At 67.2% G+C, this 24,368-nt stretch carries 25 protein-coding genes; 13 read left to right on the plus strand and 12 right to left on the minus strand.

What is annotated here, in order from left to right; translation table 11 throughout:
• Positions 1–57 precede the first annotated feature (57 nt).
• The 3 genes from GO308_RS02855 (at position 58) to GO308_RS02865 (ending at position 1,829) form a co-directional block, all read left to right on the plus strand.
• Positions 58–864 (plus strand): response regulator, encoded by an 807-nt coding sequence (locus GO308_RS02855; RefSeq protein ID WP_066549434.1) that lies wholly within the window; start codon positions 58–60, stop codon positions 862–864.
• 90 nt (positions 865–954) lie between these two features.
• A complete protein-coding gene (locus tag GO308_RS02860; RefSeq protein WP_197419032.1) occupies positions 955–1,092 on the plus strand; it encodes a hypothetical protein in 138 nt (45 codons plus the stop codon).
• Between the two features lie 95 nt (positions 1,093–1,187).
• Positions 1,188–1,829, plus strand: a complete 642-nt coding sequence (locus GO308_RS02865; protein WP_240883740.1) for a sigma-70 family RNA polymerase sigma factor — start codon at positions 1,188–1,190, stop codon at positions 1,827–1,829.
• Positions 1,830–1,858: 29 nt separating this feature from the next.
• Here the strand turns inward: GO308_RS02865 and GO308_RS02870 are convergent, their stop codons facing one another.
• Positions 1,859–2,059 (minus strand): hypothetical protein, encoded by a 201-nt coding sequence (locus GO308_RS02870; RefSeq protein ID WP_066482536.1) that lies wholly within the window; start codon positions 2,057–2,059, stop codon positions 1,859–1,861.
• A gap of 65 nt (positions 2,060–2,124) precedes the next feature.
• On the opposite strand from GO308_RS02870, the gene GO308_RS02875 reads away from it, so the two are divergent.
• The 7 genes from GO308_RS02875 (at position 2,125) to GO308_RS02905 (ending at position 9,071) form a co-directional block, all read left to right on the plus strand.
• On the plus strand, positions 2,125–4,827 hold the full coding sequence (locus GO308_RS02875; RefSeq protein ID WP_240883741.1) for a bifunctional [glutamine synthetase] adenylyltransferase/[glutamine synthetase]-adenylyl-L-tyrosine phosphorylase: 2,703 nt from the start codon (positions 2,125–2,127) through the stop codon (positions 4,825–4,827).
• Positions 4,824–5,306 carry a peroxiredoxin gene (locus tag GO308_RS02880; RefSeq protein ID WP_066482533.1) on the plus strand — a complete coding sequence of 161 codons (483 nt, stop codon included), beginning with the start codon at positions 4,824–4,826 and terminating at the stop codon, positions 5,304–5,306. Before GO308_RS02875 ends, GO308_RS02880 begins: the two co-directional genes overlap by 4 nt.
• Positions 5,303–6,100 carry a ferritin-like domain-containing protein gene (locus GO308_RS02885; RefSeq protein WP_240883742.1) on the plus strand — a complete coding sequence of 266 codons (798 nt, stop codon included), beginning with the start codon at positions 5,303–5,305 and terminating at the stop codon, positions 6,098–6,100. The genes GO308_RS02880 and GO308_RS02885 overlap by 4 nt, the downstream gene beginning before the upstream one ends.
• A gap of 95 nt (positions 6,101–6,195) precedes the next feature.
• Positions 6,196–7,410 (plus strand): M23 family metallopeptidase, encoded by a 1,215-nt coding sequence (locus tag GO308_RS02890; RefSeq protein ID WP_231726532.1) that lies wholly within the window; start codon positions 6,196–6,198, stop codon positions 7,408–7,410.
• 63 nt (positions 7,411–7,473) lie between these two features.
• A complete protein-coding gene (gene erpA, locus GO308_RS02895; RefSeq protein WP_066482809.1) occupies positions 7,474–7,812 on the plus strand; it encodes an iron-sulfur cluster insertion protein ErpA in 339 nt (112 codons plus the stop codon).
• Positions 7,813–7,827: 15 nt separating this feature from the next.
• On the plus strand, positions 7,828–8,598 hold the full coding sequence (xth, locus tag GO308_RS02900) for an exodeoxyribonuclease III (protein ID WP_240883743.1): 771 nt from the start codon (positions 7,828–7,830) through the stop codon (positions 8,596–8,598).
• A gap of 227 nt (positions 8,599–8,825) precedes the next feature.
• Entirely contained in the window at positions 8,826–9,071 is a 246-nt protein-coding gene (locus tag GO308_RS02905) for a hypothetical protein (RefSeq protein WP_066482520.1), read from the plus strand.
• A gap of 128 nt (positions 9,072–9,199) precedes the next feature.
• Here the strand turns inward: GO308_RS02905 and GO308_RS02910 are convergent, their stop codons facing one another.
• A complete protein-coding gene (locus GO308_RS02910) occupies positions 9,200–10,357 on the minus strand; it encodes an N-acetyltransferase (RefSeq protein ID WP_240883744.1) in 1,158 nt (385 codons plus the stop codon).
• 124 nt (positions 10,358–10,481) lie between these two features.
• On the opposite strand from GO308_RS02910, the gene GO308_RS02915 reads away from it, so the two are divergent.
• Positions 10,482–11,588 carry a fatty acid desaturase gene (locus tag GO308_RS02915; protein ID WP_240883745.1) on the plus strand — a complete coding sequence of 369 codons (1,107 nt, stop codon included), beginning with the start codon at positions 10,482–10,484 and terminating at the stop codon, positions 11,586–11,588.
• Positions 11,589–11,592: 4 nt separating this feature from the next.
• Here the strand turns inward: GO308_RS02915 and lptG are convergent, their stop codons facing one another.
• The 8 genes from lptG to GO308_RS02955 form a co-directional block, all read right to left on the minus strand.
• Positions 11,593–12,690 carry an LPS export ABC transporter permease LptG gene (lptG, locus tag GO308_RS02920; protein ID WP_240883746.1) on the minus strand — a complete coding sequence of 366 codons (1,098 nt, stop codon included), beginning with the start codon at positions 12,688–12,690 and terminating at the stop codon, positions 11,593–11,595.
• A gap of 19 nt (positions 12,691–12,709) precedes the next feature.
• Positions 12,710–13,900, minus strand: coding sequence for an LPS export ABC transporter permease LptF (gene lptF, locus GO308_RS02925; protein ID WP_197417179.1), 1,191 nt, complete (start codon positions 13,898–13,900; stop codon positions 12,710–12,712).
• 66 nt (positions 13,901–13,966) lie between these two features.
• Positions 13,967–15,970 carry an ATP-binding protein gene (locus GO308_RS02930; protein ID WP_240883747.1) on the minus strand — a complete coding sequence of 668 codons (2,004 nt, stop codon included), beginning with the start codon at positions 15,968–15,970 and terminating at the stop codon, positions 13,967–13,969.
• Positions 15,971–16,050: 80 nt separating this feature from the next.
• Positions 16,051–17,319: an aminotransferase class I/II-fold pyridoxal phosphate-dependent enzyme gene (locus GO308_RS02935; protein WP_240883748.1), complete on the minus strand. Its 1,269-nt coding sequence runs from the start codon at positions 17,317–17,319 to the stop codon at positions 16,051–16,053.
• 41 nt (positions 17,320–17,360) lie between these two features.
• Positions 17,361–17,606 (minus strand): acyl carrier protein, encoded by a 246-nt coding sequence (locus GO308_RS02940; RefSeq protein WP_240883749.1) that lies wholly within the window; start codon positions 17,604–17,606, stop codon positions 17,361–17,363.
• Positions 17,607–17,679: 73 nt separating this feature from the next.
• Positions 17,680–18,579 carry an NAD(P)H-binding protein gene (locus tag GO308_RS02945; protein WP_240883750.1) on the minus strand — a complete coding sequence of 300 codons (900 nt, stop codon included), beginning with the start codon at positions 18,577–18,579 and terminating at the stop codon, positions 17,680–17,682.
• A gap of 5 nt (positions 18,580–18,584) precedes the next feature.
• Positions 18,585–19,685, minus strand: a complete 1,101-nt coding sequence (gene proB / locus GO308_RS02950) for a glutamate 5-kinase (RefSeq protein ID WP_240883751.1) — start codon at positions 19,683–19,685, stop codon at positions 18,585–18,587.
• Between the two features lie 33 nt (positions 19,686–19,718).
• On the minus strand, positions 19,719–20,294 hold the full coding sequence (locus GO308_RS02955; protein ID WP_240883752.1) for a hypothetical protein: 576 nt from the start codon (positions 20,292–20,294) through the stop codon (positions 19,719–19,721).
• 87 nt (positions 20,295–20,381) lie between these two features.
• Between GO308_RS02955 and GO308_RS02960 the strand changes: the two genes are divergently transcribed.
• Positions 20,382–21,455 (plus strand): transcriptional regulator, encoded by a 1,074-nt coding sequence (locus GO308_RS02960; RefSeq protein WP_240883753.1) that lies wholly within the window; start codon positions 20,382–20,384, stop codon positions 21,453–21,455.
• A 104-nt stretch (positions 21,456–21,559) separates the two neighbouring features.
• Here the strand turns inward: GO308_RS02960 and obgE are convergent, their stop codons facing one another.
• Complete coding sequence (obgE, locus tag GO308_RS02965; RefSeq protein ID WP_240883754.1) at positions 21,560–22,609, minus strand: GTPase ObgE; 1,050 nt, start codon at positions 22,607–22,609, stop codon at positions 21,560–21,562.
• A gap of 135 nt (positions 22,610–22,744) precedes the next feature.
• Complete coding sequence (locus tag GO308_RS02970; RefSeq protein WP_066482500.1) at positions 22,745–23,338, minus strand: TetR/AcrR family transcriptional regulator; 594 nt, start codon at positions 23,336–23,338, stop codon at positions 22,745–22,747.
• Between the two features lie 55 nt (positions 23,339–23,393).
• On the opposite strand from GO308_RS02970, the gene GO308_RS02975 reads away from it, so the two are divergent.
• Complete coding sequence (locus tag GO308_RS02975) at positions 23,394–24,260, plus strand: metal-dependent hydrolase (RefSeq protein WP_240883755.1); 867 nt, start codon at positions 23,394–23,396, stop codon at positions 24,258–24,260.
• Positions 24,261–24,368: the final 108 nt, after the last annotated feature.

A 24,368-nucleotide genomic window follows, 5' to 3' on the forward strand; every position in this document is an offset into this window, starting at 1 on the left:
TGGCTTGCGCCGTGCACCGTCAGGGGTCACGTCGCGCTATGGGAGATTGACGATATTATGTCGCTTGGACAGCAGCTTGCGCCGCACCTTCCGTTTCTGCGCCGTTACGGCCGCGCGCTGACGGGAAGCCAGCAGCAGGGGGACCGTTACGTCCGTACCGCGCTGGAGGCGATCGTCGCGGCCCCCGATGAATTTCCGCGCAACGTCGATCCCAGACTGGGCCTGTACCGCACGTTCCAGGTGATCTGGAATTCAGCCAACAGCGACGTATCGGACGATTTCCCCGGAGACGGGCCGGACGGCGAGAACGAGTCGATCGCGCGGGCGCGACTGGCGCGGGTCGCACCGCTGTCGCGGCAGGCGCTGCTGCTGACCGCGATGGAGGGCTTTACCTCCGAGGACACGGCATTCCTGATCGACTCGTCCGCCGACGAGGTCGAGACGCTGGTCGCAGAGGCCCTGACCGAAATCGAGCGACAGACACGGGCGCGCGTTTTGATCATCGAGGACGAGCCGATGATCGCGATGGACCTCGAGGGGATCGTCCGTGACCTCGGCCACGATGTAACCGGCGTTGCGGTTACGCGTGACGAGGCGGTGGCGCTGGCCATGGAGGATCGGCCCGGTCTGGTCCTCGCCGATATTCAGTTGGCCGACGACAGTAGCGGCATCGATGCGGTCAAGGACATTCTGAGCGAGTTCAACGTACCGGTCATTTTCATCACTGCGTTCCCGGAACGGTTGCTGACCGGGGAGCGCCCCGAGCCGACCTTCATGATCACGAAGCCGTTCCAGCGGTCGACGGTCAAGGCAGCGATCAGCCAAGCGCTGTTTTTCGATCAGGCGACGGTGCCGGCGCAATAACGAACGGATATTTGTCGTCGTTCGGGGGTCGAAACGAATTGTTTGCGGGTCCAACGCGGAGCCAATTCGATTTTCGTCGGTTATAGCGATATGACTGATCCCCGAAACGAACCCCATATTGATGGGGAAAAGGCACGGGCTGGCGCGACGCCGCACATGACCCGATATATCCTGGCGATCTCGCTGACGCTGGTCGTCGTGATTTTTGCCGTGTTGTTCTGGAAATAGGTGGCTACGGTCCGGCCGGGACGACGCAAGCGGACTGATGCGGCATGGCGTTCCCATCCCGCAATCCGGGCGTCGACTGACTTTTTCGTGCGGGAATGATAGTGTCAGAAGAAGTGCAATCGCAAGACGAGCCCGCAGCTGACGTTCCGCACGTGGCGTTGTCCGACGCGGCGTTCAAGGAAGAGCTGGGCAATGTCATCCCGCATCTGCGCGCCTTTGGCCGTTCGCTGTCGGGCAATCGCGATCTCGCCGATGACTTGGTGCAGGAAACCCTGATGAAGGCATGGGCGGCGCGTCAGCGTTTCCAGGCCGGCACCAACATGCGCGCCTGGACCTTCATCATTCTGCGCAACCTTTATCTTTCCCAGATGCGGCGTTCGCGCTTCAAGGGCGAGTGGGACGATCTGGTTGCCGACCGGCTCCTCGCCGCGCCGGCGAGCCAGGACCGGCACGTCGAACTGGGCGACATGCAGCGCGCGCTGCTGCTGCTTCCCCAGGCGCAGCGTGAGGCGCTCATTCTGGTCGGCGCAGGTGGCTTCGCTTATGAGGAAGCCGCCGAGATCTGCGGCGTCGCGGTGGGCACGATCAAGAGCCGCGTCGCGCGCGGCCGCGTCGCGCTGGAGGCATTGATCGAGGAGGGTCAGCTGCCCTCCCGTCAATCGTCCCGCGACGAGAGCGGCGAAAGCCCGCTCGACGCGATCATGGGTGAGGTGGAGGAGCTGAGCCGGGATCATTGACCGGCGCAGCGTTGAAAGTCGTGCGGGGATCAGCCGTGCTCGTGACCCCCGCCGCGCCGCGATGACTGGTCGATCGCCGCGAGGAGTTCGATCCAATCGTCCGGCAGCGTGTCGTCCGGGTCATAGGCATCGCGCAATGCTGCGCCGATCGGATCGCGCGCACGCGGGCGCGTCACCTGGATCAGGTCCGGTTGCCTGGGATCGGCAGCAGGGGCGCGTGGCTTCGACATGCCGGGATTAACGGGCCAACGGGAAATTTGTTGCTCAAATCGGCGATTTTGTCGAAGCCGCGGTCATGCTTGATCCCGATCGCTATGATCCCGCGGCGCTGGCGAAGGCGGTAGACCGCGCCTGCCGCCACGCCCCGTTCCTGGCCATGATCGCCGAACGCGAACCGGAAATCGTCAGCGATCCGGCGCGTTTCCTTCGCGATCCGCTCTCGGCCAGCCTCGCGCTCGAAGCCGCGACGACCGCACAGCAACTGCGTCTCCAGCGCCGTCGCCTCGCGCTGATCGCGGCGATCGGCGACCTGTCAGGCGCGCTCGATTTTCGCGCGACCACCCGGCTGCTTTCCGACTTTGCCGACCATGCGCTCGATACGGCGATCCGCGCCGCGATCCGCGAACGGACGCCCGAGGCTGAACCGGTCGGCTTTGCCGCGATCGCGCTCGGCAAGCAGGGCAGCCGCGAACTCAACTATTCCTCCGACATCGATCCCATCCTGCTGTTCGACCCGGCGCGGCTGCCGTGCCGCCCGCGCGAGGCCCCCGAAGAGGCTGCGGTGCGGATCGGACGGCGCGTCATCGAATTGCTGCAGGCCCGCGACGGCGACGGCTATGTGCTGCGCATCGACCTGAGGCTGCGTCCCTCGCCCGAGGTGACGCCGATCGCGCTGCCGGTCGACGCGGCGATCACCTATTACGAATCACAGGCGCTGCCATGGGAGCGTGCCGCGTTCATCCGCGCGCGCGCGGCCGCCGGCGACAGCGAGCTCGGCGAGCGCTTCCTCCAGGCGATCCGGCCGTTCATCTGGCGGCGCGCGCTTGATTATGGTGCGATCAACGATATCCGCCTGATCACCCGGCGCATCCGTGACCACCACGCCCAGGGCCAGGCGTTCGGTCCGGGCTATGACCTCAAGCGGGGTCGTGGCGGCATTCGCGAGGTGGAATTTTTTGCCCAGATCCATCAGCTGATTCACGGCGGGCGCGACCCCGCGCTGCGTGTGCCCGCCACGCTCGACGCGATCGACGCCCTCGCCGGGGCGGGCTGGATCGACCCCGCGGCGGCCCGCGACCTGTCCGACGCATATGTCCTGCTGCGCACGATCGAGCACCGGCTGCAGATGATCGACGATCGCCAGACCCATGCGCTGCCGACCCAGGCCGAAGCGATCGACCGCGTGGCCGCGCTGCACGGGTTGGCGGACGGCGACGCGCTGCTTGCCCTGCTGAACGATCCGGTCCGGCGGGTCGGGCGGCATTATGATGCGCTCGACAGCGACGCTGACGACAGCCTGCCGACATCGGTTGAGCGGCTGGCCGACACGCTCGCCACCACCGGGTTCGGCGATGCGGCGACGGCGGTCGCACAGCGGATCGAAACCTGGCGCGGTGGACGCTATCCCGCGTTGCGCAGCGCACCGGCGCAGGCGGCGCTGGAAGCGGTGCTGCCCGGCCTGATCGAGGCGTTCGCCTGCGCGCCCGATCCCGCGCTGGCGATCAACCGGCTCGATGCGGTGCTGGCGAAACTGCCCAGCGCGATCAATTTCCTTCGGCTGATGGAGGCGCGCCCCGCGCTGACCCGGCTGCTCAGCATGATCCTGTGCCATGCGCCGACGCTGGCCGACCTGCTTGGCCGCCGCGTCGAGCTGCTCGATGGGCTGATCGACGCGACCGCTCTCGATCCGGTCGGCGACGTCGCCGCCCTGGCGCATGAGATGTGCGCGGTAGAGGCAGGCTGCGACTATCAGGCGATGCTCGATCATGTCCGCCGCGTGGTGAACGAAAAACGCTTTGCGCTGGGTGCACAAATCATTGCGGGCAGCAGCGATCCGCTGAGCGTGTCCGCCGGTTATTCGCGCGTCGCCGAAGCCGCGGTCGAGGTGCTGGCCCGCGCAACCGTCGCCGCGTTCGAGGAACGGCACGGCCGCGTTCGCGACAGCGAGCTGGTGATCCTGGCGCTCGGCCGGCTGGGCGGCGGCGCGCTCACCCATGCGTCCGACCTTGATCTCGTCTTTCTCTTTACCGGCGACTATGCGGCCGAGTCCGATGGCGAAAAGCCGCTGGGGGCGGTGCTCTATTACAATCGGCTGGCGCAGCGGGTGATCGCGGCGCTGTCGGTGCCGACCGCAGCGGGGCCGCTGTACGACGTCGACACCCGGCTGCGGCCGTCGGGCAATCAGGGCCCGATCGCAGTCTCGCTCGACGGCTTCCACGGCTATCAGGCGGAAAGCGCGTGGACGTGGGAGCACATGGCCCTGACGCGTGCGCGGCCGATTTTTGGCAGCGTGGGCGCGCGCGCAGCGGTGGCGGAGGTGATCGGGCGCGTGCTGGCGGGCGAGCGGCCCGACCGCGACCTTCGCGCCGACAGCTGCCGGATGCGCGCGGAGATGGCGACGCACAAGCCGCCCAAGGGGCCGCTCGACGCGAAGCTGCTGCCGGGTGGGCTGGTCGACCTGGAATTTGCCGTGCATGTCCAGCAGCTCGTGCACCGCACCGCCTTTCATCCCGATCTGCGCATGGCGATCGGCGACCTCGCAACACAGGGGCTGCTACCCGACGCGCTGGGCGACGCGCACGATCTGCTCAACCGCCTGCTCGTCGTGCTGCGCCTGGTAGCCCCCGACGCGCAGCCGCCGGCGCCGGCGACGCGCAGGCTGGTCGCTGGTGCGCTCGGGCTACGGGATTGGGGGCAGGTGGTTGCGTCGCTCGACGCCGCGCGGCAGGAGGTCCGCGCGTGCTGGACCCGCGTGTCCGGCGACCAACCGGGAGAATGACGATGGCGATCGAAATCGGCGATGCATTGCCGGCGCTCACCCTGACCATGGCCGACGACCGCGAGGTCGAACTGACGAGCTTCGCGGGCAAGCCGCTGGTCCTCTATTTCTATCCCAAGGACGACACGCCCGGTTGCACCAAGGAAGCGCAGGGCTTTTCGGCGCTGTATCCGGCGTTTCAGGCGGCAGGGGCCGACGTGATCGGTGTGTCGAAGGATCCGCCCGCGAAGCATCGCAAGTTCATCGACAAATATGCGCTGGCAATTTCGCTCGCGAGCGACGGCGACGACAATCGCGTGCTCGAAGCATTCGGCGCGTGGACCGAAAAGAGCATGTACGGCAAGAAATACATGGGCATCGATCGTTCCACGTTCCTGTTCGGCGCCGATGGCCGGCTGGTCCGCGCATGGCGCAAGGTGAAGGTGCCCGGCCATGCCGAGGAAGTGCTCGATGCCGTGAAGGCGCTGGCTGCGACGTGACGACGAGTATCGCCGCCGCGGCGCACGGTGTGCTGACGACCGCCGGACCGACCGCGAAGGTGATGGCGGCGCGCACGGCGGCGCGGGCGTGGCGGCGCGGCGGCCTGGCGCACCGTTTCGATGTCCCGATGCCCCGCGTGCCGGCACGCCCCGCGCATCCTGAATTGCTGCCCGCTGCAGAAATGCCCCGGCGCGGCAGGGGCGGCTCGGCGCGCGGCCGGATCGCGTTGCTCCACGCGCTCGCGCATATCGAGTTCGTCGCGATCGACCTGGCGTTCGACCTGATCGGACGCTTTGGTGCATCGTTCCCGCGCGGCTTCGTCGATGACTGGATTGCGGTCGCGGCGGACGAAGCGATGCATTTCGCACTGCTGCACCGGCGGCTGGTGTCACTGGGCAGCGGCTATGGCGCGCTCCCTGCGCATGACGGCTTGTGGGACGCCGCAATGGCGACCGCTCACGATCCGCTCGCCCGCCTCGCGGTCGTGCCGATGGTGCTCGAAGCACGCGGTCTGGACGTCACGCCGGTGACCATCGAACGCCTTCAAGCGGCCGGCGACGGGACGAGTGCGCGCATTCTGACCCGGATTCTCAACGATGAGATCCGGCACGTCTCGGCGGGCACGCGCTGGTTCGAATCGGCCTGTCGCGAAGCGGGACATGACGCGCCCCGGCACTGGCAAATGCTTGTCACGCAGCATTTCAGGGGGGCGATCAAACCGCCGTTCAACGACTCGGCGCGGACCACAGCCGGTCTAACGCGCGATTATTACGCCGAGCTTGCGCCTGTCTGATCGACCCGTAACAAGCGTGTCACCAGAGGCGGAGGGGCTGCTGGACAACCCAACTAACGCACGCATCCGCAGCGATGCGCGTCGGAGTCGTGGATTTGAAGAAGATCAAGCCAGCAACTGCCAAGCATCTGCCCACCGTGCGAAATCCGAACGCGAAGATGGTCGAGAAGTTCCGCAAGCTTTTCGTGCCGCGCGATGTGATGTTCCATGACGGGCGCGCACTTCGCCGCATCCGATTGGGCGCGGCCAGCCAGGCGGTGATGGCGGGGGTCGCCGCGGTCACCATCGCCTTTTCCTCCTACGGCGCCGCGCAGGCCGGCTATCATGCGGTGACCGCCACCGGGCTCATCGCCGACGTTTCGCCCGAAGCAAGGTTGCGGCGCATGGAAGCCGAAGTCGCTGCGCTCGAAGCCGACGTCCAGGCCGCGAAGCGGCAGGCACGCGCGCACGCCGCGCGGGTCGAGAAGCGCCAGGCGGTGATCGCCGCGGCGCTTTCGGGCGAGGTTGATCCGGACAGTGTTGAACTGCCCGAAGCAGGCGGAGACGTGCGGGTCAGCCGGATTTCGGCCGAGGTGACCGCGCCGCTCCGTCGGGTCGAGGCCCGCCAGGTCGCTTATGCCGCCAAGGCCCGCGCCGCGATCGAGGCACGTTATCAGGCGACCGCCCAGCAGTTGCGCCGGATGGGCATTCGCCCCGAACGCCTGAACGGCGCGATGGGCGGCCCGTTTGAAGCGGTGGCCGCACCGGCCGGTACCTCGGCGACCGAAGCCGATGCCGAGGCGCAGTTCCGCTCGCTGTTCCAGAGCTGGAAGAAGCTCGACACGCTCGAGGAAGCGGTGATCGCGATCCCGTCGCTGCAGCCGGTCGAGGACCTGACGCTCACCAGCAATTTCGGGGTTCGTTCCGACCCGTTCCGCGGCACCGCCGCGATGCATTCGGGCATCGACATCCCCGGCCCGTTGGGCACCCCGATCTATGCCACCGCCGACGGCATCGTTGCCAAGTCCGAGCGTTCGGGCGGCTATGGCAACATGATCGAAATCAACCATGGCAAGGGGATCGCAACCCGCTACGGCCATTTGTCGAAGCTGATGGTGCGCCCCAATACGCGCGTGCGGCGCGGCCAGATCATCGGTCTGATGGGATCGACCGGCCGTTCGACCGGCAGTCACCTGCATTACGAAGTGCGCATCGACGGCGCGGCGGTGGACCCGATTCCCTATCTGCGCAGCGGCGACCATCTGCTCGCACTCCAGGACCGGGCCCTGCGCAGCCGCCAGGCGGGCTCGATCGGCGGCCCGGCGAACTGAACCCTCGCGTCCGACGACGCATTGCCGCGCGGGTCCCGCCCACCTATGTTCGGGCGTATGAGCATGGCCACCGACACCGCAGAAATCCGCCTGACCGACGCCGCTGCGGCGCGCGTTGCCGCGATCGCACAGCGCCAGGGCAAGCCCGCCATCCTGCGGCTGTCGGTTGAGGGTGGCGGCTGTTCGGGCTTTCAATACCGCTTTGGGCTGGCCGATGCGGCGGAGCCTGATGACGTGGTGGCGGTTGGCGCGGACGCGACGCTGGTCGTCGATCCGGTCAGCATCGACCTCGTCCGCGGGGCGGCGGTCGATTATGTCGAATCGCTCGGCGGCGCAGCGTTCCGCGTCGAAAATCCCAATGCGGCGTCGGGCTGTGGCTGCGGCACCAGCTTTTCCGTCTGACCGCGCCCGCGCGTCGTGAAGATCGTCAGCTACAATGTGAACGGCATCCGCGCCCGGTTGCCGCGTCTGCTCGAATATCTGGACGAGGAGCGCCCCGACATCGTCTGCCTTCAGGAGCTGAAGACCGCGGATGAGGGGTTTCCCGCCGAGGAGATTGGCGCACTCGGCTACAACGCGATCTGGCACGGACAAAAGGGGTTCAACGGCGTCGCCATCCTCGCGCACGGGCGCGAGCCGGTCGAACGCCAGCGCGGGCTGGCGGGTGACGACGCGGACGATCAGAGCCGCTATCTCGAAGCCGAGGTCGATGGCCTCGTCATCGCGTCGATCTACCTGCCCAACGGCAACCCGGTGCCGGGCCCCAAATTCGACTATAAGCTGCGCTGGTTCGATCGCCTGGCCGCCCGTGCCGCCGACCTGCTCGCGACCGAGCAGCCGGTCGTGCTCGCCGGGGATTACAACGTCATTCCCAATGACGACGACGTGTTTTCGGTGCGCGCGATGGCCGATGACGCGCTGGTGCAGCCGGAGTCGCGGCGGGCCTATCGCCGGCTGCTCACGCAGGGCTGGACCGACAGCCTGCGCACGCGCCATCCGGGCGGCGGGCCATGGACATTCTGGGACTATCAAGCCGGCGCGTGGCAGCGCGACGCGGGCTTTCGTATCGATCACCTGCTGCTCAGTCCCCCGGCCGCCGACCGGTTCGTCGATGCCGGCGTCGACAAGGCGCATCGCGGGCGGGAAAAGGCAAGCGATCACGCGCCGACCTGGGTCCGCCTGCGCTAATTCCCGACTGCCCCGACGGCGGGCGACTCACGACTCGCGCCGATGCTTTCCGGAGCCTGAATGGTGCGGGGTGCGACATTGCGGGAGAAAATCCCGCGACTTGGTGAACTGCACCAGTAACACACCGATTAAGTGTTTGAATCAGAACAATTCTATAAGTTGGCACGGCCAATGCAATGTGTGTGGAGCAGGCAGCCCCCGCCTGCGGAGGGATACAGGAGGATTTCATGAACCGCATCGCTCGCGCGATCGCCGCCGCTTCGTTCGGCGCGCTGGCCACTGTCGCCATCGGTCCGGCCGCCGCCGAGACCAAGGCTTCCGCCCCGGTCGACACCGCCGCGCAGGCGGCGTCCGAACCCAAATATTGCGTGATGGTCGACACGACCGGCTCGCGGATCAAGCGCAAGGTTTGCGCGACGCGCGCCCAATGGATCGAGCGCGAAGGCTACGACCCGCTGGTCGACCTGAAATAAGGTCGATCCGGCTCGATCGACGGTTTCTCCGCATCGGCTGACCCCATGGTCAATGCGGTAAACTCGGGCATGGCGCGACTTTCGGTCACGCCATGCCCTTTCTTTTGTCGGACGGCCCGCGCCCCGGTTCAGAGCGCGCGCGCATATATCTGATAGATGCGGTTGATCCGGCTTTCGATCGCATCGGCGATCGCGATCATTCCCTGATTATCGTCCAGGATCCAGCCGATCTCACCGCGTGTCGCACCGAACTTTGTCGATGCATCGCGACGGATATATTCGATCATCATGAAGGCGAGCTGGCTTGCAAGCCGTGAGGATTGCAGGCGCTTCACCACGCCCATCAGCGGCACGCGCATCGTGCGCGACTTGGGCGCGCGCAGCCACAGCAACAGCTTGGCCCAGCCGAACGGAAACAGCCGCCCCCTCAATGGCTTCAACGGTTCGTTGAGGTCAGGCAGCGTGATCATGAACGCAACCGGCTCGCCGTCGACCTCGGCGATGCGGATCAGTTCGTTGAACACGATCGGCTTCAGCTTCCGGCCGACCTCTTCGACTTCGGGCGGCGTGAGCGGCACGAAGCCCCAATTGTCCGACCATGCGTCGTTCAGGATGCCGAGGATGATGGCCGCTTCCTCGGCAAAGCGCGACTTGTCGACGCATCGAACGCGGATTTTCGAGCTCTTCTCGCCCGCGGCGACGATCCGCCGGATCAGGGGTGGAAATTCACGACTGATATCGAGCTCATAGGTCACCAGTCGCTTGGCCGGCAGATAGCCGCGCGCCTCGATCCAGCCGCGATATTCGGCGCGATGATGCCCCATCATCACGGTGGGGGGATGATCATATCCCTGGATCAGCAGGCCCGGCTCCTCCCAGATCGACAGGCTGACGGGCCCGACCGCCCGGTTGAGGCCGCGTCCGCGCAACCAGCCCTCTGCCGTATCGATCAGCGCCGCCGTCACCTCCGCGTCCTCGGCCTCGAACAAGCCCCAGAAGCCGGTTCCGGGGCCAAAGCCCTTTTCGGGCGGCATGGTGAGCGCGAGGTGATCGATGTGTGCGCTGATCCGGCCGACCACCCGCGACCCGCGTTCAGCCAGGAACAGCTGCGCCTCGCCATGGCTGAACCAGGCGTTCTTGCTGGGCGTGATCCGTTCGACGACCTCTTGCCTCAGCGGTGCGACCCAGTTCGGATCGTCCGCGTTCAGCCGGTAGGCGAGATCGATAAAGGCCGTGCGGTCGCGCGCGGTGACGACCGGGCGGACGGTGACCGGATGTGTTGCCAAGGCTCGAATTCCCCTGATGCGTTGCCGTTCACGTCCGCAGTTGTGGCTTCGCTGTCAAGCACTGCGGGGGGCGGGGGCTGTAATGCCACCGTGTTGCCATTATCTTCGGGCAATGAGCGCGCCAATGACGACCAGCCTGACCCTTGACCGCCGCGACATGCCCCGCGCGGCGACCGACAGCCGTGCGACGACCGTGCGTGTCGCGGATGACAAGGCGATGTTGCGCACCGCGGCCGAATTGACGCGCGATCTGCATGCGCCAAGGCCCGCCATCTACTGGACCGATTTGATCGTGTCGGCCGCCATCGGTTATGCGGGGCTTGCCGGCGCGATCCTGCTCGCGTCACCCGTCTGGGCGATCGCCGCCGGCGCGATTGCGGTGTTCGCGCTCTACCGCGCCGAAAGCTTCATCCACGAGCTCAGCCATGTGAAGCATTCGTCGCTGCCCGGATTTCGGCTCGGCTGGAACGCGTTGATCGGCGTTCCGCTGTTCGTCCCGTCCTTCATGTACGAAGGGGTGCACAATCTCCATCATGCGCGAACGCGCTATGGCACGGCCGACGACCCCGAATATCTGCCGCTGGCGCGGATGAAGCCGTACAGCCTGCCGCTGTTCCTGCTGGTCGCGGCCCTGGCACCCATTTCGCTGATGTTCCGCTTTGCGGTGCTGACGCCGATCGCGGCGCTGTTTCCGCGTTTCCGTGACGTGCTTGTCACCCGGTTCTCGGCGCTCGCAATCAATCCCGCCTTCCGCCGGCGGGAGCCGGAGGGCGAGGCCCGCAGCCTGTGGCGCTGGCAGGCGGCGGCGACCAGCCTGTGGTCGATCGCGCTGATCGCGGCGGTCGCAACCGGGATCGTACCGCTGCGCGCATTCCTCATTTTTCTGGGCATCCTGTCGACCGCCGCGGTCATCAATCAGGTCCGCACGCTCGTCGCGCATCTGTGGGAAAACGAGGGCGAGCCGATGAGCGTCACCGCCCAGTATCTGGATTCGGTCAACGTGCCGCCGCCCGGGGTGCTGCCGTTCCTGTGGGCGCCGGTTGGCCTGCGCTATCACGCGCTGCATCACCTGTTGCCGGGTCTGCCCTATCATGCACTGGGCACCGCGCACCGTCGTCTCGCGACGGCGCTGGCGGCGCACTCGCCGTATCATGCAGCCAATTATCGCAGCCTGACCGGTCTCCTCCAGCGGCTGGCGGCATCGACGCTGCGCGTGTCGCGCACGCGCTGACGCCCTATTCCTCGGTGCGGATCAGTACCGCCTCGCCGATCAACAGGAACAGCAGGAACGGCGCCCACGCCGCCAGGAAGGGCGGATAGGCACCCAGATTGCCCATCGCCAGCGCGAAATTGTCGGCGACGAAATAGGCAAAGCCCAGCGCCATGCCGATCACCGCGCGCACGAACAGCTTGCCCGACCGCGCGATGCCGAACGCGGCGACCGCGCCGAGCAGCGGCATCAGGATCGACGACAGCGGCCCGGACAATTTGTGCCACAACCCGCCCTCCAGCGCGGCGGTCGGTCGGCCGGCGGCGTCGAGGTCGTCGATCGCCTCGCTCAGTCCCATGAACGACATGCCGTCCGCATTCACGGTCGCCAGCGCGAACTGGTCGGGACGAACCCCCTCCGCGAAACGCACCCGGCCAAGCCGCGTGCTGGTCCCGCTGTCGACATCGAAGCGCGTCGCATTGTCGCCGCGCCATCCCGCGCCGTCGCGCACCGCGCGCGGAACGTTGAGCAGCGTGCGCAGCGACCCGTTGCCGCGCTCATAGACGGTGATGTCGTTCAGCACCGCCGCGTCCCCGCGCCCGCGCACCTGACCGACGCGGATCAGGTCGTCGGCATCGCGCACCCACACATTGGTCCGATCGCCGCGATCGATCGGGATGGGTCCGAAATCGACATCCTCCCACTGCGCCAGCGTCGCGGTGGCGCGCGTGACGATGCGTTCGTTGAAGATGAACGACACCGCGGCCACGCCCAGCGCGGCGACGATCAGCGGTGCCAGCACCTGATGCGCGGACAGCCCCGCGGCCTTTAGCGAGACGATCTCGCTGTTCTGATTGAGCGTGGACAGGGTGATGATCGTGCCGAGCAGCACCGAGAAGGGCAGGAAGCGCGCGATGATCTGAGGCGTGCGCAGGCCGACATAGCGCCAGATTTCGGCGTTGCCGTTGCCCGGATAGGCCAGCACCTTGCCCGACTCGCTCAGCAGGTCGAGAGTCTGCAGAACGAGGACGAGCATGAACAGGACCGCGAGCGTCCGGCTCAGGAACATCCGCGCCATGTACCAGGCGACGGTTCGCGAGGGGAAAAGGTTGAGCTGGTTCATCGCGGTGCCCGGATATCGATCATGCCGGCTGACGCCGGCCGGGAAGGTAGCGCGCCAGCGCCTTCACCGCCCGTGAGAAGACACGCTCGAGCGCGCCGATCGGCTGGCCGCCGGGCACATAGGCGATGACATAATACATCCAGAAGACGAGCCCCGCGAACAGAAGGAACGGCCCCCATAATGCGATGATCGGATCGACACGGCCGAGCGCGCCGATCGCTTCGCCATATTCGTTCACCTTGTGATAGGTGACGATGATGATGATCGACAGAAAGACCCCCAGCGCCGATGTCGACCGCTTGGGCGGCACGCCCAGCGCGAGCGCGAGCAGCGGGAGCAGGAAGATCGTCGCGACCTCGACCAGGCGGAAATGAAGGTTGGCGCGGCTTTCGTCGCGGGTCATTTTCGGCTTGGATGAATCGCCGCCCTGCTTGACCAGTTCGGGCAGGGTGAGTTCGAGGTTGCGGCCCCCGCGCATGCGGAACGCGCCGAATTTCGGCAGGTCGATCGGCAGGTCGTGCGAGGTGAAGGTAAGCACCCGGGGCTGCGCAAAGCCCGGCGCGTTGTGGACGAGCGTTCCGTCCGTCAACCGGAACAGGATGACGTCGGGATCGTCGGTCGCCAGGAACTGCCCCGTCTCCGCCGTTACCGCCAGCCAGCTGCCGTCGGGTTGCGCCGCGCGCACGAAGATGCCCGACAGGTCGGACCCGCGGTTGCGGCTTTCCTCGATCCGCAGCGTCATGTTCGCGCCAAGCCGGGTGAATTCGCCGACCTTGATCGACGCGCCGAGCGCACCCGATCGCAGCTCGAAGCGCAGCTCCTCATAGTTGAAGCGCGCAAGCGGTTGCACGAAGCCGACGATCGCCAGGTTCAGTCCCGCCAGCCCGATCGCGAAGAGGTAAGGCACCCGCAGCAACCGGCCATACCCCATGCCGACCGCGCGCAGCACGTCGAGTTCGGACGTCGTCGCCAGCCGTCGAAAGGCGAGCAGCGTGCCGAGCAGCAGGCCGATCGGGATGCCGAGCCCCAGATATTCGGGCAGCAGGTTGGCGAGCATCCGCCACACGACGCTGACCGGCCCGCCTTCGCTCGCGACGAAATCGAAGAGCCGCAGCATCCGGTCGAGCACCAGCAGCATCGCGGAGATGAGCAGCGTCGAGAAAAGCGGCACCGCGATCAGCCTGGCCATATATCGGTCGATTGCTTGCATCGCGGGGACGGGTTGACCTCTCGGCGGACGGCGTGGCGCCGGCTATAGTCGGCTTGTGGGGCGGCGTCAGCCCCGAATTCGAGCGCCGACCGGCCGTGGCGCGCTGGCCATCGACGATGCCGCGACCCCCTTCGCCAGGGCGTGGGAGAGCGCCGAGATCGTGAAGGGCTTGCGCAGCACCGGGGCGTCGCCGAACTCCACCAGATCGTCGGCATCGCCGGCATAGCCGGTCACGAACACAACGCCGACGCCCGGCAGCAACGGCCGCAGTCGCTGGATCATCTCCGGCCCGGTTTCGGCCGGCATCAGCACGTCGGAAATGATGAGGTCGAGCCGCTCCATCCCCGCCGCGACCCGGCCCGCGTCGAGCGGGTCGTCGCACCGCACCGGGCGGTGGCCCAGCTCGACCAGCGCCGCGCAGGTGGCTTCGAGCACGCGGGGGTCGTCTTCCACCACCAGGATGTCGAGGCTTTCCAGACTGTCCTGATTGGCTGCGATCTCGGCGGGCCGGGGGGGCGGTGCCGACTGACCGGCCGCTTCGCCCGACTGACGATGGCGCGGCAGATACAGCGTGACCGCCGTGCCGACGCCCGGGGTCGAATCGATGCCGACATCGCCCCCCGATTGCCGGACGAAGCCGAAGATCTGGGACAGGCCAAGGCCCGTGCCCTTGCCGACCGGCTTGGTGGTAAAGAACGGCTCGAACACGCGGTCGATCACGTCCTGCGTCATGCCGCAGCCGGTGTCGCGGACCTCGATCGTGACATAGTCACCCGCGTCGAGGGTGCCGACCTCGTGCAGAGCAAGCGTGCGCCCACCGGTGGTGATGGTCAGCGCGCCGCGCGCATCCATCGCATCGCGTGCATTGACCGCGAGGTTCAGGATCGTGCTCTCGAGCTGGTGCCGGTCGACCCACACGCACCACCCGCGCCCCATGTCGCGCACCGTGACCTCGATCTGGTCGCCGAGCGTGCGATCGAGCAGGTCGCTCATGTTGTCGATGATGTCGCGCGCCTCGACCGCCTGGGGCAACAGGGGTTCGGCGCGGGCAAAGGCGAGCAACCGGCGGGTCAGCGCGGCGGCGCGATTGGCACCCTCCATCGCGTTATCGATATGCCGTGACACATCGGTCGCGCCCGACGCGATATGGCGCTGTGCCAGCTCAAGCCCGCCGAGAACAACGGCAAGCATGTTGTTGAAATCATGCGCAATACCACCGGTCAGCTGCCCGACCGCCTCCATCTTTTGCATTTGGCGCAACTTGGCTTCGGCCTGGGCGCGCTCGCGCGCTTCCTGGCGCAACTGGTCGGTCGCGGCTTCGACGGCTTCCTCCAGCTCGATTGCACGGATGCGGGCCATCTCCGCTTCGGCCGCCGCCGTGGCGCGATCGCCGACCGCTTTGACGACCAGCCAGCCGAGCACGGCCGTGCCGACCAGGAGGAGAAGTCCGAAGCCCGCAAGCGCGCTCGCGACCTGCGCCGAACGATCGAGCGTCGCCTCCGCCGCGAAGGTGCGCTGGGCGAGCTGGCGGCGTTCGATTGCGATGACCCGGTCGAGCAGCCTGCCGATCGCGGCCAGACTGGCGGTGTCGCGCGCCTGGTAATATTTCGACAGCGCCTGATCGTTCTGCTTGTAACGCGTGTGCAGCGCGATCTCGGACAGCTCGTTACCGCGCGCGATGAACGCGCTACGCAGGTCGCGGATCACCTGGCGCTGGGCGGGGTTACGTCCGGCCTCGCGCGCGAACCGGTCGAGCTGGAAACTGGCGTCGCGCCACGCATCATTATAGATGACGCCGAGCGTATTGTCGCCGCTGATCACGTAGCGCCCGAGCGCCGCCTCCGCCCGCGCGACGCTGGCGGACAGGCTGCGCGCACGGATCATCAGTTCATAGCTGCCCGATTGCAGGCCCAGTGCGCGGTCGCGCGCGCGGTTCGACTGGGTCAGGGTGAAGGCGAAGCCGGCGATCACCAATATGCCGAGGATGCCGATGACGACCAGCAGGACGGTGCGCCAGCCCGATTTGAGCTGCTCCCCAATGCCCTGGTCCCCTGTGACGAACATCGTCATGCGCGCAAGCTAGCCTTTCCCGGCCGGCCTGCAAAGCAAATCCCCATCTGGGGGTGGGTGATGCCGGTCGCTGCAGCCTGTCAGGCGATGGCGCCGACCGCGCGCCCCGCCTGCGCGAAGCGTTCGAGCACCGTCTCGATCTGAGCGGTGCTGTGTTCGGCGCACAGCGAGCAGCGCAGCAGGAACGTGCCGGCGGGCGTCGCGGGCGGGCGCGCCATGTTCACATAGACGCCGCTTTCGAGCATTGCCTGCCACATCATCACCGCTTGCTGCTGATCCTTCAGGATCACGGCGACGATCGCGCTGTCCGGTTGCGCGGTGCCCAGCTCGAAGCCCAGCGCGACCAGCCCCGCGTGAAGCCGCCGCACATTGGCCCAGAGCCGCTCGCGCTTCGCGGTCGCGTGCATCAGCTTGCGGATTGACGTCGCGGCGGTCGCAACCACCGACGGGGGCAGCGATGCGGTGAAAATATAGGGGCGACAGGCCAGCCGCATGACCTCAAACTTGGGATGGTTCGACACGCAGAAGCCGCCGACCGTCCCGACCGACTTAGAGAAGGTGCCGATGACGAAATCGACGTCATCGTCGAGCGTCAGACCCTCCGCCTCGTACACCCCACGGCCATGCGCGCCGTAAAAGCCCATCGAATGGGCTTCGTCGACGAGGACCATCGCGCCGTGCTTGCGCGCGACCGCGACCATTTCCTTCAGCGGCGCGATGTCGCCGAGCATCGAATACACGCCCTCGAGCACCACGAGCTTGCCCGGCTCCGCGGGCAGGCGACCCAGCCGCTTGTCGAGATCCTCCACCGAATTGTGGCGGAAGCGGACGATCTCCGCGTTGCCCATGGCGCAGCCGTCATAGATCGACGCGTGGCTGTCGGCATCGAGGATGATATACTCACCCTTGCCCGCAATCGTCGAAATGATGCCCAGATTGGCCTGATAGCCGGTCGAGAAAACCATGGCGTGATCGGCGCCATAGAATTCCTTCAACGCTTCCTCCGCATCGACATGATCGCGGAACGTGCCGTTGAGCATCCGGCTGCCGTTGGTGCCCGATCCGAACTGTTCGAGCGCAGCCTTGCCCGCGGCGATGACGTCGGGGTCGAACGTCATGCCCATATAGTTGTAGGTGCCGAGCAGGATGGTTTCTTTGCCCCGGATCACCGCCTGGGTGGGGGAGGTGACCTGATCCATCACGATCGCGAACGGATCGCGCACGCCCGAATCCAGCAGCGCCTGGCGTTCGGCAATCAGCGCGTCGAACTTGCTGAACAGATCGCGTTCGGGCGCGAGCGTGGCGATCTCCTCGGGGATCGCATGGGCGGTGGCGGCGGCTTCGGTCATGGCTTGGGGGTCCGTGTGATGGGCGGGTACGCGGCGGGGCGTCAGGCGCTTTTCAGCTTTTCGACCGCATCGAGCAGCTGGCCGACGGTTTCGATTTCCGCCTGCATGTTCATGGTGATGATGATGTCGAACTCGTCCTCGATCGACGCGACGAAATCCATCACGGTCAGGCTGTCCCACTCCAGGTCGCCGGCGAACGTCGTGGTCTCGCTCAACGCGACGCCCTTTTTGTTGAAGGGCTCGACCAGCCGGGTGACGGTGTCGAATGTGGCGGCACGATCGCTCATCTTGATCCTCATGGTGACTGGCTTTTGCCCTGCGCGCAAAATGCGGCGGCTTTTCGGCCTAAATGGTGCGCGCTTATAGCAGGCCGTTCGCGCGATACCATCGCGCGGTTTCGGCCAGTCCCTGTTCGGTCGCGATCGCCGGCTGCCACAGCTGCGCGGGCGGGCGCCGATCGGCGGAAGCCGCCCAGTCCGGGTGGCAGAAATAGGCGACCCGGTCGGGGGTCAGCTTGGCGCGATCCCCCTGAAACCGCCGCGCGAGGCGCGCCGCGATCGCCAGCACACCCCGCGGCAGCGACAGCGGCAGCACGGGCTGGCCCACCGCACGCCCCAGCGCGCGCGCGAAGTCGACATGCGTCCATGCGCCCGCGCGCCCGTCATCTGGTTCCAGCACCATGCCGGCATCGCCGCTGGCGACGAGCACGAGCAGCAGCCGGGCGAGGTCGTCGACATGGATCGCCGAAAAGCGCCCGGGCGGGGGCAGTGGCACGACCCCGCGCCGGGCGAGGCGAAACATCTCGAGCATCTCCAGGTCGCCTGGGCCATAGATTGCGGGCGGGCGTACCACCACCCAGTCGAGCGTGCTCGTCGCCACGATCCGCTCGCCCTCCGCCTTCGACCAGCCATAGATCGACAGCGCGGGCTCACGCGCCGACAGGGAGGAGACATGGACGAAGCGGCGCACGCCGGCGGCTTCGGTGGCGGCAACTATCGCGCGCGTCCCGTCGACATTGCCCGCGACGAACCCCGCCCGGTCGGGTGCATTGACGACGCCGGCGACGTGGATGACCGCGTCCACACCCGCAACCAGCGCGGCCAGGCCGTCGAGGTCGTCGAGCGCGCCCGCGATCCAGGTCACGCCCGCGCGCGCGGGTTGCGGGCGCCGGGTGAGTGCGCGGACGTGATGCCCGTCCGCCAGCGCGCGATCGATCAGCCGCTTGCCGACAAAGCCCGTGCCGCCGGTGATCGCGAGCATGCGCGTCACAACAGGACCATGTGGCTGCGATGGACCAGCGCCGATCGCGGCGCATAGCCCAGGATCTCGCCATGCTCCTCGCTACGCCGGCCAAGCAGCTTCAGCGCCTCGCGCGCATCATATTCGCTCAGGCCGCGTGCGATCGGACCGGCCGGACCCTCGATCGTCACCGCGTCGCCGCGGAAAAAAGCGCCGTGCACCGCGATCGCGCCGGCGGCGAGCAGGCTGCGGCCCGCGGCGAGGGCTTGGGCTGCGCCCGCGTCGACGACGATGGTGCCGCGCGCGGTCAGTCGTCCGGCCAGCCAGGCCTTGCGGGCGCGCGCGCGCTTTTCGGGGACGAACAGCGTGTGGCGCGCGGCCGTCGAGAGGGGGCGGTCGACACGTCCAGACGCGATCACGAGCGCCACGCCGGCGCCACAGGCGATCCGGGCCGCCTCGATCTTCGATACCATGCCGCCCGATCCCATGCCGCTCGCCGACCCGCGATCCGCCATCGCCGCGATCGCGGCGTCGATCCGCTCAACCCGCGCGATATGCATTGCGCCGGGCAGATCGGGGTTGCGATCATACAGGCCGTCAATGTCGGACAGCAGGATGATGCCGGTCGCGCCCGCCGCCTGGGCGACGCGCGCAGCCAGGCGGTCATTGTCGCCGAAACGGATTTCGGCGGTGGCGACGCTGTCATTCTCGTTGATGACCGGGACGACGTTCAGCGCCAGCAGCCGGTCGAGCGTCGCGGACGCGTTGAGGTAGCGCCGCCGGTCCTCGAGGTCGTCGAGCGTCACCAGCATCTGCGCCGCGGTCAGCCCCTGTGCGCCGAGCACCTCCGCCCAGACCTGGCTCAGCGCGATCTGTCCGGTGGCGGCGGCGGCCTGCGCGTCCTCCAGGCTGGCGCGGCCGCCCTTTGCCAGCCCAAGTCGCCGCGCGCCGAGTGCGATCGCGCCCGACGAGACGACCGCAACCTGTTGGCCCGCGCGCACACGATCGGCAATGTCCGCGGCGATGCCGGTCAGCCAGTCGCGCCGCACGCCATCGGCATCGACAAGCAGCGCCGATCCGATCTTCACGATCAGGCGGGGGCAGTCGGCGGGCGCGAACAACGGCATGACCGCCGCGTCTAGCGCGCCCGGCCCCCACTGTCAGCCTGTGGCGCGTTCCATGCGCGCGGCGCGCGCGAACAGCGCAGCAGCGGTGCCCCAGACGACCGTGAAGATCACCGTCCCGCCGATAATATCACGCGGCCAGATCGGCGTATCTTTGCCCCAGCCCATCGCCACCGCGACCGCGCCGATGACCACCTGAACCATAATCGCGGCGACAAGTGCCCGGCACACGCCGTGTGCGCGAAAGCGGCCGATGATGCCGCCGGCGGCGAGCACGGTGGGGACGAGCGCGTAGAGGATGTTCGGCCCGCCTTCGGCACCGATGATGCCGACGGCCAGATTGACCCAGATCAGCATGAAGCAGCCGATCATCATCACGATCGCCCCGATGCGATAGCTGGCATTGCCGCTGGCGCGCATCGCCGCCTCGATCAGCAGGCCGATGCCGCCGATCAGGATGCCCATGATGATGAAGTCGCTGAGCGTCCAATCGACTTCGCGGGTGAACTGCATCGCGACGAGCGGGAGCAGCAACAGGCCCGCTGCACCGCCCCAGCCGACCAGCCGCCAGATGTTGACGCGACCGCGCGCCAGACCGTTTGCTTGCGTCATTTCGTTTCCTCCGTGCATGTTGACCTGCAAGCGGCTAGGGCAATGCGCGATGAGCGGCATGAGCAAGCGATGAGATCGCGCTGAAAAATGACGACGCGGTTCCGCTTTGGCGAGTTTCTGGTCGATCCGCGCGAACGGCGCCTGTCGCGCGGCGGGCACGATGTGGCGCTCAGCGGTCGGTATTTCGACGCGTTGCTGCTGCTGGTCTGCGAGGCGGGCAATCTGGTCAGCAAAGACCGCTTCATGGCCGAGGTCTGGCGCGGCGTGCCCGTCACCGATGAAGCGCTGACCCAGTGCGTGCGCACATTGCGGCGGGTGCTGGAGGACGATGCCGCCAACCCGCGCTGTATCGAGACCGTGCCGAAGCACGGCTATCGCTTCGTTGCCTCGGTCGATCGGATCGAAGGTGCCGGGGAAGCTGCGCCGGTGCAGGCCCGCCAGGGTGAGGATCGCTGGACGCGGGCGGTGCGGCTGGGTGCGGCGGGCATGGTTGGCGGTGGCCTTGCCGGCATGACCGGAGGGCTGGGCTATGGCCTGATCGCCGCGTCGCTGCCGCTTGCGCCCGGCACCGGTGCCTTGTCGGTGCTGCTCGTGCTGGTCAGCGCCTGCATTCTGGTCGGGGCGGCGGGCGGCGCCGGCGTCGGGTTCGGCCTTGCGCTGGCCATATCCGCGCATCGCCCGCTTTGGGCCTGGGTTGCGGGCGGCACGGGCGGAGGACTGATCATCGGCGGGCTCGCCAAGCTGCTCGGCATGGACGCGTTTCAGCTTCTGATCGGCCAAAGCCCGGGCGCGATCGCCGGCGCGGGCGAGGGTGTGATGATCGGCGCGGCGCTGGGGCTTGGCGCCTGGACGGCCCGCACGGCGTCGTGGCGGCGCGCAATCGCGACCGGCGCGATCGCTGGCGGGGCGGGGGGGCTGGCCATTGCGCTGCTCGGTGGGCGCTTGATGGCGGGCAGCCTGGCCGAAATGGCGGCACGCTTTCCCGCCGCGCGGCTCGATCCCGCGCGGATCACCGCGCCGCTCGGCGATACCGGCTTCGGCCCGCTCAGCAACGCGCTCACATCGACGCTGGAAGGCGCGGTGTTCGGCGCGGGCGTGCTGGCCGCGATGGCGGTCGCGCGCCGACAGCTGGGTGACCGGAACGACTCATCCGCAGCTTGATCCGTTCGTGTCGAACGAAGTCGAGACACGTCGGGCCTAATCAAGACCTTGCTCGACGACGCTCGAAACGAACGGAATTTTGGTAATGATGGGGCGGTGCCGCTTTAGACCGGCGACCACTCGATGGCGTCTTCGCCCTCGTCATCCTCGGCGACCTTGCCCGGTTCGGGGCCGATGATTTCGAGCAGCTTGTCGAGCACCCAGTCGACGCCGGTGCCGCTGACCCCGGAAATCGGGATGACTTCGCCGCCGCTCGCTTCTTCCAGCTCGGCGGACAGTGCGGCGATTAGTTCGTCGTCGAGCGTGTCGATCTTGTTGAGCGCGACCACCACCGGCTTGTCGGTCAGGCCCTCGCCGTAATTCGCAAGCTCGTCGCGGACGATGCGATAGCTTTCCGCCACGCTTTCGTCATTGGCGTCGACCAGGTGGAGCAGCACCCGGCAGCGTTCGATATGGCCGAGGAACCGGTCGCCGATGCCGGCACCTTCCGCCGCACCCTCGATCAGGCCGGGGATGTCAGCGATGACGAACTCCGATCCCTTGTGCCGCACCACGCCCAATTGGGGCCGAGTGGTGGTGAAGGCATATTCGCCGACCTTGGCCTGGGCGTTGGTCACCTGATTGATGAAGGTCGATTTGCCGGCATTGGGCAGGCCGACCAGTCCCGCATCGGCCAGCAGCTTGAGCCGCAGCCACACCCACGCTTCCTCGCTCGGCCAGCCGGTACCGTGCTGGCGCGGCGCGCGGTTGGTGCTGGTCTTGTAGCTCGCATTGCCGCGGCCGCCATCGCCGCCGCGCAGGAACACGATGCGCTCGCCCACCCGGGTCAGGTCGGCCAGCAGCGTGCGATCCTCGTCATCGGCCAGGATCTGCGTGCCCACCGGCACCTTGATGACCAGATCGTTGCCGCCCGCGCCGGTCTTGTTCGATCCCGATCCGCCCTTGCCGCGCGGCGCGCGGAAATGCTGGGTGTAGCGAAAGTCGATGAGCGTGTTGAGGCCCGCGACCGCTTCGAACACGATGTCGCCGCCCTTGCCGCCGTCGCCGCCGTCGGGGCCGCCATATTCGATGAATTTCTCCCGGCGGAAGCTCACCGCGCCGGGGCCGCCCGCGCCGGACCGCACGAAAATCTTGGCTTGATCGAGGAAATGCATGGGCGGGCGTGTAAACCGTTGCCGCGTTTGGCGATAGGGGCCACGGCGTCGTCCCGGCGGAGGCCGGGACCTCTGTGAAATCCGGGCGCACCGTAATTGGCCAGAGGCCCCGGCCTTCGCCGGGGCGACGTAGGCTTAGACCTGATGATCCGGATGTCGCGAGCGCATCAGTGCGACGGCCGCCAGCTCGCGCGCCTTTTCGCGCGGCAGGCCGAGCGCGCGCGCCATCGGGCCGCCGAGCAGCGCGTCGCCCAGCGCCATCAGCACAAGCTGCAACGTCTCCTCATGGATCGAATGCTGCTCGGCGAAATGGGAATCGGCGGCGAGCTCGTCGACCAGCCGGTGGATCGCCTCCAGGATCGGATCGAGCGCGTCCTCATTGCCCGAGAGAATCATCCAGCTCGCGAGTGCGCCCGCCCCCTCGCGGTCGAACGCGTCGAAGGTCAGGTCGACCACTTCGCGCGGATCGTGATCGCCCTCCCGCGCCTTCATCGCCGCCGCGCCGATCCGCGTCGTGATCGTGTCGGCGAGGTGCGCGATCAGCGCCTTTTGCAGCCCCGACGCCGAGCCGAAATGATGGAGGAGATTGGCATGGGTGCGCCCGATCCGCGATGCCACCGCTTTCAGTGTCACGGCCTGCGGTCCCATTTCGATCAGCAGCGTGCGCGCAGCATCGAGCGCGGCGTCACGGGATTCCTCGGGCGTGAGACGGCGGCGGGCTATTGACATCAGTGTAAGTAATGGCCAGATGTTGCGGGTATCGGATTAGTGAAGGAAAAGCGTGATGAACGCAAAGACTCCGGCAGACCTGGAAATCCGTCCGCGCGACCGGCGCTTTGGGCGCAATACGAACGTCCGCCGGTGGTGGCATGGCGACGACCCCGTCGCCACCGCGTTTTACAACGCGCTGTCGGTCACCTTTCCCAAGGGTGAGGGCTTTTTCATCGACAGCGTGCGCAAGTTCCGCGACGGCACACCGCCCCGGCTTGAGCGCGAGATCAATGCGTTCGTGAAGCAGGAAGTTATCCACACCCGCGAGCATGTCGCGTTCAACCGCCACGTCACCAACCAGGGTTATGACGTGTCGCGTCTCGAAGCGCGGGTCGACCGCGAGCTGGCCATCACCAAGGGGCGCCCGCCAATCGCCAATCTCGCCGCGACGATGGCGCTCGAACATTTCACCGCGATCATCGCGCACCAGCTGATCGCCAATCCCCGCCATCTCGCCGGCGCCGATCCGGAAGCCGCCGCGCTGTGGCGCTGGCACGCGATCGAGGAGATCGAGCACAAGGGTGTGGCCTATGACACCTGGTTGCACGCGACCCGCGACTGGCCGCGCTTCCGCCGCTGGTGGGTCAAGTCGTTGGTGATGGTGATGGCGACGATCAAGTTCTTTCGCGGCCGTACCGAGGGGATGCTCGACCTGCTCGCGCAGGACGGTCTGACTGGTGCAGGCGTCAAATGGCGGGTGTTCCGCTATGCCTTTGGCCGCCCCGGCATGGCGCGCAAGGTGCTGGGCGCGTGGTTCGCCTATTTCATGCCGGGCTTCCACCCGTGGAACCATGACGACCGCAAGCTGATCGCGCTGGCCGACAGCGACTATGAAGCTGCGCGGCTTGGGCAGCCGACGCCGGAGCTGGCGGCGGCATAGAGGTTGACCGGGACTGGCGATTGTCCGGAAACCCAGCCACTCTTTCCTCGTCACCTCGGCCTCGTGCCGGGGTCCACCGCGCGACCCGCACTGGCGGATCATCGGCGC

The organism is Sphingomonas sp. SFZ2018-12 (genome assembly GCF_022496715.1).
Classification (GTDB): Bacteria; Pseudomonadota; Alphaproteobacteria; order Sphingomonadales; family Sphingomonadaceae; genus Sphingomonas.

Bases quoted from the DNA above. Each gene is read 5' to 3' on its own strand.
- lptF (WP_197417179.1), bottom strand. From the start codon at position 13,900: ATGCAAGCAATCGACCGATATATGGCCAGGCTGATCGCGGTGCCGCTT.
- GO308_RS02905 (WP_066482520.1), top strand. From the start codon at position 8,826: ATGAACCGCATCGCTCGCGCGATCGCCGCCGCTTCGTTCGGCGCGCTG.
- GO308_RS02935 (WP_240883748.1), bottom strand. From the start codon at position 17,319: ATGACCGAAGCCGCCGCCACCGCCCATGCGATCCCCGAGGAGATCGCC.
- GO308_RS02860 (WP_197419032.1), top strand. From the start codon at position 955: ATGACTGATCCCCGAAACGAACCCCATATTGATGGGGAAAAGGCACGG.
- GO308_RS02880 (WP_066482533.1), top strand. From the start codon at position 4,824: ATGACGATGGCGATCGAAATCGGCGATGCATTGCCGGCGCTCACCCTG.
- GO308_RS02970 (WP_066482500.1), bottom strand. From the start codon at position 23,338: ATGTCAATAGCCCGCCGCCGTCTCACGCCCGAGGAATCCCGTGACGCC.
- lptG (WP_240883746.1), bottom strand. From the start codon at position 12,690: ATGAACCAGCTCAACCTTTTCCCCTCGCGAACCGTCGCCTGGTACATG.
- GO308_RS02875 (WP_240883741.1), top strand. From the start codon at position 2,125: ATGCTTGATCCCGATCGCTATGATCCCGCGGCGCTGGCGAAGGCGGTA.
- GO308_RS02960 (WP_240883753.1), top strand. From the start codon at position 20,382: ATGACGACGCGGTTCCGCTTTGGCGAGTTTCTGGTCGATCCGCGCGAA.
- obgE (WP_240883754.1), bottom strand. From the start codon at position 22,609: ATGCATTTCCTCGATCAAGCCAAGATTTTCGTGCGGTCCGGCGCGGGC.
- GO308_RS02940 (WP_240883749.1), bottom strand. From the start codon at position 17,606: ATGAGCGATCGTGCCGCCACATTCGACACCGTCACCCGGCTGGTCGAG.
- erpA (WP_066482809.1), top strand. From the start codon at position 7,474: ATGGCCACCGACACCGCAGAAATCCGCCTGACCGACGCCGCTGCGGCG.
- GO308_RS02865 (WP_240883740.1), top strand. From the start codon at position 1,188: ATGATAGTGTCAGAAGAAGTGCAATCGCAAGACGAGCCCGCAGCTGAC.
- GO308_RS02975 (WP_240883755.1), top strand. From the start codon at position 23,394: ATGAACGCAAAGACTCCGGCAGACCTGGAAATCCGTCCGCGCGACCGG.
- GO308_RS02930 (WP_240883747.1), bottom strand. From the start codon at position 15,970: ATGACGATGTTCGTCACAGGGGACCAGGGCATTGGGGAGCAGCTCAAA.
- GO308_RS02945 (WP_240883750.1), bottom strand. From the start codon at position 18,579: ATGCTCGCGATCACCGGCGGCACGGGCTTTGTCGGCAAGCGGCTGATC.
- GO308_RS02870 (WP_066482536.1), bottom strand. From the start codon at position 2,059: ATGTCGAAGCCACGCGCCCCTGCTGCCGATCCCAGGCAACCGGACCTG.
- proB (WP_240883751.1), bottom strand. From the start codon at position 19,685: ATGCCGTTGTTCGCGCCCGCCGACTGCCCCCGCCTGATCGTGAAGATC.
- GO308_RS02855 (WP_066549434.1), top strand. From the start codon at position 58: ATGTCGCTTGGACAGCAGCTTGCGCCGCACCTTCCGTTTCTGCGCCGT.
- GO308_RS02915 (WP_240883745.1), top strand. From the start codon at position 10,482: ATGACGACCAGCCTGACCCTTGACCGCCGCGACATGCCCCGCGCGGCG.
- GO308_RS02955 (WP_240883752.1), bottom strand. From the start codon at position 20,294: ATGACGCAAGCAAACGGTCTGGCGCGCGGTCGCGTCAACATCTGGCGG.